At 66.3% G+C, this 13,409-nt stretch carries 9 protein-coding genes; 1 reads left to right on the top strand and 8 read right to left on the bottom strand.

All coding sequences use genetic code 11. The annotated features are described in order from the left end of the window. Positions 1–195: 195 nt before the first annotated feature. The 6 genes from glcF to H7F36_RS06400 form a co-directional block, all read right to left on the bottom strand. On the bottom strand, positions 196–1,425 hold the full coding sequence (glcF, locus tag H7F36_RS06425; RefSeq protein ID WP_187053899.1) for a glycolate oxidase subunit GlcF: 1,230 nt from the start codon (positions 1,423–1,425) through the stop codon (positions 196–198). A gap of 80 nt (positions 1,426–1,505) precedes the next feature. Further along, positions 1,506–2,666 carry a glycolate oxidase subunit GlcE gene (glcE, locus tag H7F36_RS06420; RefSeq protein ID WP_187053898.1) on the bottom strand — a complete coding sequence of 387 codons (1,161 nt, stop codon included), beginning with the start codon at positions 2,664–2,666 and terminating at the stop codon, positions 1,506–1,508. Positions 2,667–2,670: 4 nt separating this feature from the next. Further along, positions 2,671–3,597: an SMP-30/gluconolactonase/LRE family protein gene (locus H7F36_RS06415; protein WP_187053897.1), complete on the bottom strand. Its 927-nt coding sequence runs from the start codon at positions 3,595–3,597 to the stop codon at positions 2,671–2,673. Between the two features lie 158 nt (positions 3,598–3,755). After that, on the bottom strand, positions 3,756–5,300 hold the full coding sequence (locus tag H7F36_RS06410; RefSeq protein WP_187053896.1) for an ammonium transporter: 1,545 nt from the start codon (positions 5,298–5,300) through the stop codon (positions 3,756–3,758). A 26-nt stretch (positions 5,301–5,326) separates the two neighbouring features. Beyond that, a complete protein-coding gene (glnK, locus tag H7F36_RS06405; protein ID WP_187053895.1) occupies positions 5,327–5,665 on the bottom strand; it encodes a P-II family nitrogen regulator in 339 nt (112 codons plus the stop codon). A gap of 64 nt (positions 5,666–5,729) precedes the next feature. After that, positions 5,730–6,590, bottom strand: coding sequence for a TorF family putative porin (locus H7F36_RS06400; RefSeq protein ID WP_187053894.1), 861 nt, complete (start codon positions 6,588–6,590; stop codon positions 5,730–5,732). Between the two features lie 214 nt (positions 6,591–6,804). On the opposite strand from H7F36_RS06400, the gene H7F36_RS06395 reads away from it, so the two are divergent. Next, on the top strand, positions 6,805–8,343 hold the full coding sequence (locus tag H7F36_RS06395; RefSeq protein WP_187053893.1) for a YifB family Mg chelatase-like AAA ATPase: 1,539 nt from the start codon (positions 6,805–6,807) through the stop codon (positions 8,341–8,343). Positions 8,344–8,373: 30 nt separating this feature from the next. Here the strand turns inward: H7F36_RS06395 and H7F36_RS06390 are convergent, their stop codons facing one another. Continuing rightward, entirely contained in the window at positions 8,374–9,579 is a 1,206-nt protein-coding gene (locus H7F36_RS06390) for a fumarylacetoacetate hydrolase family protein (protein ID WP_187053892.1), read from the bottom strand. A 58-nt stretch (positions 9,580–9,637) separates the two neighbouring features. Continuing rightward, positions 9,638–13,402, bottom strand: a complete 3,765-nt coding sequence (locus tag H7F36_RS06385; RefSeq protein ID WP_187053891.1) for a molybdopterin cofactor-binding domain-containing protein — start codon at positions 13,400–13,402, stop codon at positions 9,638–9,640. Positions 13,403–13,409 lie beyond the last annotated feature (7 nt).

The following is a 13,409-nucleotide window of genomic DNA, read 5'->3' as shown; positions in this document are numbered from 1 at the left end:
GAGTATCTGGTCGGAATTTGGGAGTGCGCAGGCACTAAGTCGCGGTCTTATTCGAAGCTGACACTCTCTTTAATAATGCGTGAAGCAATTAACAATTGCGACGGCCGCAAGTGTCACCTCAATGTTTCTAAAAAGAAATTAAATGTTAAGAAACGCCACGAAAGACGCCTCTTCGGCTGCACTCTGAGTGCCACGTCAATGCGCGGAAATCGCAGCGTCGAGCAACTCGATCCAATGCCTCACCGGCACGCCGCTGCCGCTCTGCAAATGCGTGATGCAGCCGATATTCGCCGAGGCGATGACGCTCGGCTGAAGCTGGTTCAGGTTGCCGAGCTTGCGATCGCGCAGCGGATAAGCGAGCTCGGGCTGCAGCACCGAATACGTCCCGGCCGAGCCGCAGCAAAGATGCGCTTCGTTGAGAGCGACTCGCACATCGAAACCCAATGCGCGCAAGTTGACTTCGACGCCCCCACGCAGCTTTTGGCCGTGCTGCAACGTGCATGGTGGGTGGTAGGCGATCACACCCTCGGGTGGCTTCACACGCGCCTTCAGCACGGGCACCAGATCGGGCAGCAGCTCGCTCAGATCTTTGGTCAGTTCGCTGATGCGTCGGGCCTTGGCCGCGTATGCCGGGTCGTCACGCAGGATGTGCCCATATTCGCGTACCGTGACGCCGCAGCCGGATGCGTTCATCACGATGGCTTCGACTTCGGCGCGTTCCACATGCGGCCACCACGCGTCGATGGCGGTGCGCATGTTCGCCTTACCGCCTTCTTGGTCGTTGAGGTGAAACTTCAACGCACCGCAGCAACCGGCCTCTCTGGCGATGACGGTCTGGATGCCCGCAGCATCGAGCACACGCGCGGTCGCGCTGTTGATGTTCGGCATCATCGCGGGCTGCACGCAACCGGACAGCATGAGCACCTTTCGCGCATGCTGGGTCGTCGGCCAGAGACCGGCGTCCTGCTTGGCGGGCACCTTGGCTTTCAGCGCGGCGGGCAGCAGTCCGCGCACCGCCTGGCCGACCTTCATGGCCGGCCCAAAGAGCGGCGACGGCAGGCCTTCTTTCAACAGCCAGCGCGTGGCCGATTCCATTGCGGGGCGTGGCACTTTTTGGTCGACGATCTTCCGGCCGATGTCGACCAGGTGGCCGTACTGCACACCGCTCGGGCAGGTCGTTTCGCAGTTGCGGCAGGTCAGGCAACGGTCCAGATGCAGTTGCGTGCTGCGCGTCGGCTGCTTGCCTTCGAGCACCTGTTTAATAAGGTAGATGCGGCCACGCGGGCCGTCGAGTTCGTCGCCCAGCAATTGATAGGTCGGACAAGTGGCGGTGCAGAAGCCGCAGTGCACGCACTTGCGCAGGATGGCTTCAGCCTCTTGTCCGTCTGCGGTGTCACGAAATTCAGCGGCGAGTTCGGTTTGCATGTGGGGTAGTGGCTGGCCTTGATAGCTGGCTGTGTTGGCTAACGTGTTGGCTGACGTGTTGGCTGAAGAAGCGAGACGACTCAAGCTTCCGGCAACAGCCGGCCGCGGTTGAAGATCCGGTGCGGGTCGAACTCTTTCATTAGCGCGCGATGAATGCGCGCCAACGGCACGCTCAGCGCATCGAACCTTGCAGCCGGTGCGCTTGCATCGGTCGCTTCGGTACGGCCTGCCGCCCTGAACAGCGTCGCGTGACCGCCGACCGCGCGGGCCGTCGCACGCATGCGCTCAGCTTGCCCTTGCCCGGCCTGGTACCAGCGCTGGCCGCCATGCCATTCGATCCACGGCGAGCCATCGAGCGAGAGCGCCGGCGCAGTCTGCGGCACCGACAGGCGCCAGAGGTCGTCCGTGTTGGCCGAAGCACCGCCATTCGCCTCACGGTCGGCGATCCACGGATGCTGCTGATCGCGCAGCGATTGCCAGCCGGCTGCAGCGGGCTCTGCGGCCTGAAGCGCACCGCCCAGATGACGGCACGCCGCGTCGACGGCCGCGACCGCACCGCGCAAGCGCAACGACAACACGCCCGCACCATCGCGCCGTCGCCACAAGCTGGCGTTCAGCGGCAATGGACGACCGCCCCATTCGTTGAGCAGCCGCAATGCATCGGCCTGCTCGCAAGCGAACTCGATCGTCGCTTCGGCCGGCGCGACGGGCAGCACCTTCAGGCTCACCTCAGCGATCACGCCAAGCGTACCGAGAGACCCGGCCAGCACGCGCGAGACGTCATAGCCCGCGACGTTCTTCATGACCGTGCCGCCGAAGTGCAGCACCTCGCCGCGACCATCGACCAGCGTGGCACCGAGCACGTAGTCGCGCACCGCACCGACGCTGGCGCGCGAAGGCCCGCTCAAGCCCGCTGCGACCATGCCGCCGACGGTGCCACCGCGCACGCCGGGGTTGGCCGGATGCGCAAAGCGCGGTGGCTCGAAAGGCAGGCATTGGCCCTGGTCGGCCAGCAGCGCTTCGAGTTCGGCGAGCGGCGTGCCGGCACGGACGGTGACGACCAGCTCGCTGGGTTCATAGCTCGTGATGCCGCTGAGCTCGCTGGTGACGAGTGGTTCGCCCGAGGCGACCTCACCATAGAAATTTTTGGTGCCGCCCCCACGAATGTCGAGCGGGGTGGCGTCGGCCGCGGCAGCGCGCACGCGCTCGACGATGCGCTGGAGTTCAACGGAATTGGTCATCGTGTCAATCTTCGAAGAACGCCACCGGCAACCCCGGTGTGTCGACGCGCATCGAGACGACGCAACCCGAGGCCGGTCGCTCTTCGAGTTCCTCTGCGGGACGTCCCTTGCGCACGCTCGTCACGAACAGCGTCTTCAAATCATCGCCGCCGAGGCACGGCATCGTCGGGCACTGCACCGGCGTCGCGATGGCGCCGACCTGCTTGCCATTGGGGGCGAAGCGCAGCAGTTGACCGCCCTCGTACATCGCTGCCCAGTAGTGGCCCTCGGCATCGACCGTGGCGCCATCGGGGCGACCGGCATAGCGCACCGGCGACGATGGCGTCCAGCCTGCGGGCTTGGCCGCGAACTGCTCGAACACGCGCGGCCGCGTCAGCGTATTGGAATCGGCCACCCAGTCCCACGCGCGGGTCGCATGCGCCGCCGTGTCCGACCAGTACAGGGTGCCGGCGTCAGGGGAGAACGCGAGGCCGTTGGCGGTCATGGCATCACCGGCCATGCATTGCAACACCGGCACACGCCCGTCGCGCATGTCGAGGCAATAGAGCTCGGCGTTGGACTTGTCCTTGGCCTCGTTCAATGTGCCGGCCCAGAAGCGGCCAAGCGGGTCGCACTTGCCGTCGTTGAAGCGCATCGTGCGCGTGTCGTAGTCGACACCGACAAGCTGCGTCAGCGCGCCGCCCCATGTCTTGGCCCGGTAGATGCCATCGCGCAGCGCAATGACCAAACCGCCCCGCCGCGCCGGCGCCATGCAGCCCGGCTCGCTCGGCAGCGTCCATCGCTCGACGGTCGCGCCGGCGGCACCGATGTCCCCCCGAGTCCGCAACACAGTACGTCCAGCGATATCCAGCCAGTAAAGAGATCGTTCACCCGGGTGCCAGAACGGCGATTCACCCAGTTCGCAAAGGCTGTCGTCAAGCGTGGTCCACATGGAAGTAATTGTGCGTCACCGCCGCCCATAAAAAAGGCCACCGGAAGGTGGCCTTTAAATTCCAAAGACACCGCGGATCCGGCTTTGCCGATCCGCTGGTGTCGCCCCCAGCAGGGGGGAGGGCAAAGCGACACGAAGTGCGCAAAGCCCTTGGGGGGTTACCTGTTGTATGCGGTCTCGCCGTGCGAAGAGATGTCGAGGCCTTCGCGCTCTTCTTCTTCCGTCACACGCAGACCGATCGTCAGGTCGGCGATCTTGTAGGCGATGACCGAAACCACGCCCGACCACACGATGGTCAGCACCACAGCCTTGAGCTGGATCCAGACCTGTGGGCCGATTTCGCTGGTGACGACGCTGGCCGTAACCCAGTCGCCGACGATGCCGGGGCCGCCGAGCGATTGCGTGTTGAACACGCCGGTGAGCAACGCGCCGACGATCCCGCCGACACCGTGCACGCCGAAGACGTTGAGCGAATCGTCCGCACCGAGCAGCTTCTTCAGACCGGTCACGCCCCAGAGGCAAGCGAAGCCAGCAACGAAGCCGATGATGATGGCGCCCATGAGACCGACGTTGCCGGCGGCCGGCGTGATGGCGACGAGGCCGGCAACAGCACCCGAAGCAGCACCCAACATCGAAGCCTTGCCCTTGTGCAGCGCTTCACCGATGCACCATGCGAGCACAGCGGCGGCGGTGGCCGAGAAGGTGTTCATGAAGGCCAGCACGGCGCTGGTACCGGCTTCGAGGGCCGATCCTGCGTTGAAGCCGAACCAACCCACCCACAGCAGCGAGGCACCGACCATCGTCAGCGTCAGCGAATGCGGCGTGAAGGCTTCCTTGCCGAAGCCGATGCGCTTGCCGATCATGAAGGCACCCACGAGGCCGGCGACGGCTGCGTTGATGTGCACGACAGTACCGCCTGCGAAGTCGAGCGCGCCCCACTGCCAGATCAGGCCGGCTTTGGAGTTCATCGCATCGACGACGTCCTTGCTTGCGTAGGCGTCAGGGCCCATCCAGAACCAGACCATGTGCGCGATGGGCGCATAGCTGAAGGTGAACCACAGCACCATGAACAGCAGGATGCCGCCGAACTTGGCGCGCTCTGCGAAGGCACCGACGATCAGGCAGCAGGTGATGCCGGCGAACGTGGCCTGGAAGGCGGCGAACAGCAGTTCAGGGATATAGACGCCCTTGCTGAAGGTTGCGCCGGGTGCGAACACGCCGGTGGCCGGGTCGAAAATCCCCTTCATGAAGAGCCGGTCGAACCCGCCTACGAAGGCGTTGCCTTCCGTGAAGGCGAGGCTGTAGCCGTAGATGAGCCAGAGCAGCACGATCAGCGAGAACGTGACCATGACCTGCATCAGCACCGACAGCATGTTCTTGCTGCGGACCAGGCCGCCGTAGAACAGCGCCAGGCCCGGCACGGTCATCAAGATGACGAGCAGCGTGGACACCATCATCCAGCTGACATCGCCCTTGTCGAACTTGATGACAGGGGCGGCAGCGGCAGGCGCTGCAGCAGCGTCGGCTGCCGGAGTCGCAGCTGCTGCAGCGGCAGGTGCCGGAGCCGCTGGCGCAGCGCTGGCCGCGGGCGCAGCCGCTTCGGCGGCAGGCGCCGGGGTCTGCGCTTGCACCGAGGTGACAAACGCAGAGCCAGCGGCAAACACGCTCAGGCCGAGCGCGAGGGAGACGAGCAGTTTTTTCATTTCAGTTGTTCTTTCGTGCCTTGATCTCAGAGCGCTTCGCGGCCCGTTTCACCGGTGCGGATGCGAACAACCTGCTCGAGGTTGTAGACAAAAATCTTGCCGTCGCCGATCTTTCCGGTGCGTGCGGCACCCTCGACCGCTTCGATCACGCGCTCGACCAGCTCGTCGGAAACGGCGGCCTCGATCTTGACCTTGGGCAGAAAGTCGACAACGTATTCAGCGCCGCGGTAGAGCTCGGTGTGGCCCTTCTGGCGACCGAAGCCCTTGACCTCGGTCACGGTGATGCCCTGCACGCCAATGGCCGACAGTGCTTCGCGCACTTCGTCGAGCTTGAATGGTTTGATGATGGCTGTAACCAGCTTCATGATGTTCTCCTTGAGATAAAACCGGCGGGCGCGGCGGCAGGCGCCGCGCTTTCTAATTGGAGGTTCAGAACGTCTTGGTCAGCGTAGCAATGAACTGCGCCTTGTTGATCGACTGAGTTTGCACGCCGATCGGGCCAAAGCCCGGTTCCACGACCGCCAGGTAGGCATCTTTCTTGTTGGCACCGACCACCGCGCCGGCCAGCGACAGGCCACCGCCAAAGTCCCACGACGCGCCGACGTTGTAGTCGACGTAGCTCTTGTAGCCCGTGTTTTTGCGGATGTCGCTGCTCAGGCGCGTGTAGCCGACCGCGGCCTTCAACGTCAGGTGCGGAATCACTTCCTTGGCGTACGACAGGTTCAGGTAGCCGCTGTTGCGGCCCTTCAGGCCCGAGCCGTTGGCCGCGCCGGCAAAGCCGAAGTAGTCCTTGGACACGGTGTGCGAGTACTTCGCGGTGAAGGCGCCCAGGGCGTCGTCGCTGTAGGTGGCAGCGCCGTAGAGTTCTGTGGTGTTGCCCAGGTGGTTGCCCGGGTACACATAGGTCAGCACGCCGAAGTCGAGGTCGAACACGCCGACCTTCATCTTGTAGCCGCCGTAGATGTCCATCTCGATGCTGTTGCCCGAGAGCCAGTTGACGCTGGAATTCCAGTTGCCAACGTAGAAGCCGCTTTCGCCGAAGGCGTAGTCGAAGCCGCCCTGCACTGCAGGCTTGACGCCGCGCTTCTTGTACAGACCGTTGTGGCCGATGGCGTCCTGGTCCTGGCCGCGGAACTTGTAGTTCGTGGTCAGCGAGATGTTGGCGGTCAGGGGGGACGTGGCAGCTGGAGCCGGGTCGGCGGCAGGCGTCGTCTGGGCCAGAGCGGCACCCGTCGCGGTCAGAGCGGTGGCCAGGACAACCAGGGTCTTGGCGGCGGTACGGTGCATCATCGGGTAGCTCCTCGGGGCGTTATTTAAATGGATGGGAGCGAACCTCAAAGCAGGGAGCGTGCCAAAGTTCACGCAAGCCGGGAACCTGGGGAACGATTCCGAATCGCTTGCCGGGCAAAAGTTAATCAAACTGTTTCTGTCAGTTGGCCGCCCACCAACCGGCAGCAACGACCCCACAAAAGGATGGTGCACCATCTTGGGGAAAGGGAGTGAAATGAGTTTGTCTTTGGTGCAAAGCCGCGCTTTGCTGGGCCTGGAAGCTGCCAGCGTGACCGTCGAGGTGCATTTGGCGAACGGGTTGCCCAGCTTTGCGCTGGTCGGGCTGGCCGATGTGGAGGTCAAGGAAGCCCGTGAGCGGGTTCGCTCCGCGATCCAGAACGCCGGGCTCGACTTCCCGAACAACAAGCGAATCATCGTGAACCTCGCCCCGGCCGACCTGCCGAAGGACTCGGGCCGCCTCGATTTGCCGATCGCGCTCGGCATCCTGGCGGCCAGCGGTCAAATCGACAGTGCGCGGCTGGCCGGCCACGAGTTCGCGGGTGAGTTGTCCTTGTCAGGCCAGTTGAGGCCGGTGCGGGGCGCGCTGGCGATGGCACTCGCGCTGCACACCTGCGGTGTCGCGACGAAGCTGGTGTTGCCGACGGAAAGTGCGCGGGAAGCCGCACTGGTGCATGGCACCGAGGTCTATGGCGCGGCGCATCTGCTCGATGTGGTGCGTCAATTTTTGCCAGCCGACGCGACCGCACCAATAGATGCTCCGATCGACGGCTGGGCGCGCATGCTGCCGGCCGAGAGCGCCGCGCCGCCGCGGTACGCCGATTTATCCGACGTCAAAGGCCACGTCGGCGCCAAGCGGGCCCTTGAGATCGCAGCGGCGGGAAATCACTCGCTGCTGATGGTCGGCCCGCCCGGCTCGGGCAAGTCGATGCTGGCGCAACGCTTTGCCGGATTGTTGCCGGCGATGACGGTCGACGAGGCGCTCGAAAGCGCCGCCGTGGCCGGCCTCGGAGGCCGCTTCGCCATCGAGCGCTGGATGCAGCGGCCGACCTCGGCGCCGCACCACACCTCCAGCGCGGTGGCGCTGGTGGGCGGTGGATCGCCACCGCGACCGGGCGAGATTTCGCTGGCGCATCACGGTGTGCTGTTCCTCGACGAATTTCCCGAGTTCGCGCGCTCGGCGCTTGAAGCGTTGCGAGAACCGCTGGAGACCGGCACCATCACGATTGCACGCGCGGCCCGGCGCGCTGAATTCCCGGCGCGCTTCCAGCTGATCGCCGCGATGAACCCCTGCCCTTGCGGCTACCTCGGCTCCACGCTGAAAGCCTGCCGCTGCACGCCCGACCAGGTCGCGCGCTACCAGGGCAAGCTGAGCGGACCGCTGCTCGACCGCATCGACCTGCATATCGAAGTACCTGCGGTATCGGCCAAGGAGCTGCTCGATTCACCGGCCGGGGAATCGACCGACAGCATCCGGGCCCGCTCAGCGGCGGCTCGGGACCGCGCCGTTGCGCGGCAGGGCAAGCCCAACCAGGCACTGCAAGGCGCAGACATCGATCGCCATGCCGGTCTCGAACCGGCAGCCCTGAAGTTCATGCACACGGCCGCCGCCAAGCTGGGCTGGAGCGCGCGATCGACGCATCGCGCGCTCAAGGTCGCGCGCACCATCGCCGACCTGGCCTCATCGCCGCTGGTCGAGGTCGCGCATGTGGCGGAGGCAGTTCAATACAGGCGCGCCCTGCGCGGGACGCTCTGAAGGACGCGCTAAAACGTCCGCGCTGAAACGCTAGAGCAACCCGCGCCCCGCAAGATTGCGCATCAACGCGCAGATGCCGAAGTTCCAGCGCGGCGCCTGATCGGCGTGCACCACGCGATTCACGAGTGCGCCGAGTTCCGGTGCCGAGATCGTCACGAGGTCGCCGACCACATGCGTGAAGCCCTGGCCCGGACCGTGCCGGTCTTGCGTCGGTGCGAACATGGTGCCGAGGAACAGCATCAGGCCGTCGGGATACGCGTGATGCGGGTTGATCGCCTGACCGACCAGGTCGAGCGGATCGCGACTGATCTTCGACAACGAACTCGAGCCCTCGAGCGCGAAGCCTTCGGGTCCGACGACCTTGAGTCCGACCGTGATGCGGCGCACATCGTCGATGCCGAAGTGCGCATCGAACAAGCGGATGAACGGGCCGATGGCACATGACGCGTTGTTGTCTTTCGCCTTGCCGAGCAGCAGCGCGCTGCGGCCTTCGAAGTCGCGCAGGTTGACGTCGTTACCGAGCGCCGCACCGAGCGTCTGACCCCGGCTGTTCACCGCCAGCACGACCTCGGGCTCGGGGTTGTTCCAGACCGAACCCGAATGAATGCCGACCTGCGCGCCGGTGCCCACCGCCGCCAGCACCGGCGCCTTGGTAAAGATCTCGGCGTCGGGGCCGATGCCGACTTCGAGGTACTGCGACCAGGCGCCTTGCGCGATCAGCAAAGCCTTGACCTTCGCGGCCTCGGGCGACCCCGGCACGATGCCGGCCAGGTTGTCGCCCAGCACACCGCTGAGCGCCGCACGAATCGCGTCGGCCTTGGATGCATCGCCGCGGGACTGTTCCTCGATCACCCGCTCCAGCAGGCTGTCGACAAAGGTGACGCCGCTGGCCTTGATGGCCTGCAGGTCGCACGGCGCCAGTAACCAGGGCCGGCCGAAGTCTCGCGCATTGGTCTCGTCGTCTTGCGCCTCGAAGCTGTTGGCGAGCACATCGGCGAGGTGCGCGATGCGTGGCGCTTTGCCGGATTGGATGGCTTCGCGCACGGCATCGGCGGGCGGCACATCGGCTTCGAGCAGGTCGCTCGTGGTCGGCGCGAGGTGCGAAAGGTCGTGGAGTCCGCCTTCGTGCACTGCGACCAGCGTGGGCCCGATGCCGGGTTGCCAGATGCGCCCGATGAGCGTGGCGCGGTCGGCGTCGCGGGGCAGGCTGGTGTCGGGCGAGAGGGTGGTGGTCATTGGGCGTGTCTCCTGGTTCGGCGCTTGAAAGCAGCGTCTGCCGTCGATGGTACGGCGATCAGCGCAAGGCCCGCACGCGTGCGACCTGCGCCGGCAGATCGTTCCATGCCGGCTCCTGTGGTGCGAAGCGCGCGCGCATGTAGCCCGCGAGTTGCGCGACCTGCGCATCGTCGAGTGCATCGCGAAATGCGGGCATGAAGCCGATGTCTTTGGTCGCCGGCGCGCGCACGCCATCGAGGATGGTGCGCAGCAGGTTGTCGGGTCGCGTGCTGGTGAGGTTGCTGTTGAGCGCGAGGGGCGTGTTGACGCCGAGCAGCGTCGGCCCGTCGCCATCGTGATGGCAGACGGCGCAGGCACTGTCGAACATGCGCTGCGCCGAGCCGAGCAGCGGGCCGCGACCGGCGGCGGCGCTGTCGATAGCGCGGGTCGCCGTGGCGGCGTGCGCTTCGGGCAATGCCGATGTCGTCACCGCATTGAACGACGCCAGATAGCTTGCCATCGCGCGTACATCGTCGTCGCTGACCGCGCCGAGTTCACGCACGACCTCGGCCATCGGACCGCCGGCGATGCCGTGCCGTTGCGTGTGCCCTTGGCGCAGATAGCGATACAGCTCGTCGGCGTCCCACGGCACTGCGGCCTTCGAGAGCGATGTGAGTGCCGGCGCTTCCCACCCGTCGGCGATGGCGCCCGAAAAGAGCGCATTGCCGCCCTGCTCCGCGCCGAGCGAATTGCGCGGCGTGTGGCACGCGCCGCAATGGCCGAGGCCGTTGACCAGATAGGCGCCACGATTCCACTCGGCTGTCTGCGTGGCGACTGGTTGGTAAGGCGTCGCATCGTGAAACAGCGCGTTCCATCCCGCCATCAAAGGGCGAATGCTGAACGGAAACTTCAACTCGGCAGGCGGCGTTTCGGCGCGGACCGCGGGCAGCGACATGAAGTACGCATAGAGCGATTGAAGATCGTCGTCGCTGGTCTTCGCGAAGGCGGTGTAGGGGAATGCGGGGTACAGGTGATGGCCATCCCGCGAGACGCCTTCGCGCATCGCACGCTGGAATGCGCTGAACGACCAGCGCCCGAGACCCGTGTCGGCATCGGGCGTGAGGTTGGTTGCGTAGAGCGTGCCGAAGGGCGTCTCCATCGCACGTCCGCCGGCGTTGGGCACGCCGCCTGCAGCGGTGTGGCACACGGCGCAATCGCCGAGCGCTGCGAGCACCCGACCGCGCTCGATGGTCGAGGCGCTGTAAACGGGCGCGCTGAACGAGACGGGCGCGATGACCGAGCGCCAGCCGAGTAGGCCCGCGATGACACCGATGCCGCCGATGACCAACGCAGTCCCCATCGCCCACACGCTCCGCGCGTTGCGCCTTCCCCCTTTGGGGGAAGGCTGGGACGGGGGCACGCGCAGGTCAAGTTGCGCCGGTTTCATGCCCTCACCCATGCCCTCCCGCAGCGGGGGAGGGAGTGAACTGCCGAGCGCAGCACGGATGACTTCGGAGGTGAACGGTGGCGACCGAAACCGCACCCCCGTCGCATCGAAGATCGCATTCGCGATCGCCGCCGTCCCCGGCACCGAAGACGACTCGCCCGCGCCCAGCGGCGGCTCGCCGGGGCGCGCCATCTGGATCACTTCGATGACGGGAACCTGCCGAAAATTGATGATCGGGTAGCTGCCCCATTCGCGGCTCGCGACGACGCCGGACGGCAGCACGCCGGGCAAGCGTTCGCCGGCCTTCTGCTGCGGTGCGAACCGCACCTCCTCCATCAGCGCACGACTCGTGGTCTGGATCACGTTGCCGTGCACCTGGTGCTCGACGCCCGCGGGGTTGATGGTCAGTCCCGCATCGTGGCCGACGACCACGCGCCGCACATGGACTTCGCCGGTCTTGCGATTGACCTCGACATCGGCCACCCACGCCGCCCAGGCCGCACCGAAGCCCGGCCACTTGCTGTGCACGTAGCGCGCATAAGCGAAGCCCTGGCCAAAGAGGATGTCGCCGCCCTCGCCCAGCCCGCCGTCGGCGTTTTCCTGCGGCCCGGTACGCATGCGCCAGCCGGCTTTCTGCGCGGTCGCCTGCACCAGCTCGACAGCACGCGGATCGTGCAGATGGCGCAGCCGGAACTGCACCGGATCGACTCCGGCGGCTGTCGCCAGCTCGTCGATGTACGACTCGTGCGCGAACGAGTTCGGCAGCGCCGACACCCCGCGCAACCACGACGCGCGCACCATCGGCGCCATGTCGTTGACCTTGACGCGCAGGTTGTCGACCGCATACGGCGGACGCGCCGTACGGTCGCCCATTTCGTAGGCGTGTGGCACCGGCTCGATGGTGCGGGTGAGCAGCAACGCGAGCGTCGGCGATCCGTTCGATGGGTACGAAGTCTCGAAGTCGTAGGCAGCGATACGGCCATCGGCAAGCAGCCCGCCGTCGATCTCCATCAGTTGCGCCGCGCCCTTCGGCTCCCAGGCGTGTTCCTGCTCGCGCGTGAGCTGCACCCGCACCGGCGCGCCGACGGCACGCGCCAGCAAGGCGGCATCGGCGGCCACGTCGTCGGCGCCGTTGCGGCCATAGCAGCCGGCCGCTTCCATGCGAACGACATCGACCTGCACATCGCGCACGCCCATCAGCGTCGCGAGGTCGTCGCGCAGCACATGCGGGCTCTGCGAACCGGCCCAGACGCGCAGCACGATGGGCGGGTCGGCTTCTGCATCGGACTCTGCATCGGCCTCGCCGCCCGCATGCCATTCCGCCAGCGCGCAGGAAGGCCCGATCGAGGCGTGCATCTGGTACGGCCAGACATAGGTCCGCTTCATGGAGCCACCCGCAGCACCGAGCGCAGCCAGCGCGCCATCGACATCGCCCTCGTCGACCAGCAGCCGCTGCGTCGACGGGTTGTCGCGAATCGCCTGCGCGACGTCGCCGAGGTCGGGCATGCCGGGCCACGGCTTCCACGTGACACGCAGTTCGCGTAGCGCCTGCTCCGCGTGCTCTTCGCGCTCCGCCACGATGCCGACGAAGTCGCGGATCACCACCACCGCACGCAGGCCGGGGATGTGCGCGATCGATGCCTCATCGACCGACTCCAACGTGTTGCCGATGAAGTCGCCATGGTCGGCACCGGCATACGGTGGGCGCACCACGCGGCCGTGCAGCATTCCGGGCACGCGCATGTCGTGCACGAAGACGAGTTCGCCCGCCAACTTTGCCGGGATGTCGACGCGCGGCTGCGAAGTGCCGACGATGCGGTAGTCGTCCGGATGCTTCAGTTCGACGTGATGCGCCAGCTGCAGCACGGTGCGCTGGCCGGCCACGAGCTCGCCGAAAGCGACGCTGCGCTCCGGTGCATCGGCGAAGTGAACCACGCCGTTACGAGCGACCAGCGCGTCGGCCGGCGCACCGAGCCGTGCCGCGGCACGCGCCATCAACCAGGCTCGCGCCTGTGCGGCGGCGAAGCGCAACGGCCTCGCATGGTTCTGGATCGACGCGCTCGCGATGGTCCCGCCCTGGTTGGGCGCACGCGCCGTGTCGCCCAGCATGATGCGCACGCACGGCATGCCGAGGTCGAGCTCTTCGGCGACGATCTGCGCCAGTGCGGTCTGCAGGCCGGTGCCCAGATCGACGTGGCCGTTCAAGCCGGTCGCGCTGCCGTCGTCCCACACCGCGAGCAGCACCTCGTCGCCTTCCTCCGGGTTGCCCGACACGAGCGCAGGCTGGCCCTTGGCCGGCGGCGGCGCCGGCGGTGTAGCGCGCACGATGACGAGCACGCCATCGGCATTCAAGAAGTCGGCGCGGGTGCGCGGCTGGTCGGCCCGCCGCGATGTCATTGCGCAG

This window comes from Variovorax sp. PAMC28562 (genome assembly GCF_014303735.1).
GTDB lineage: Bacteria > Pseudomonadota > Gammaproteobacteria > Burkholderiales > Burkholderiaceae_C > Variovorax.
This window is presented reverse-complemented; position numbering and strand designations above follow the sequence as displayed.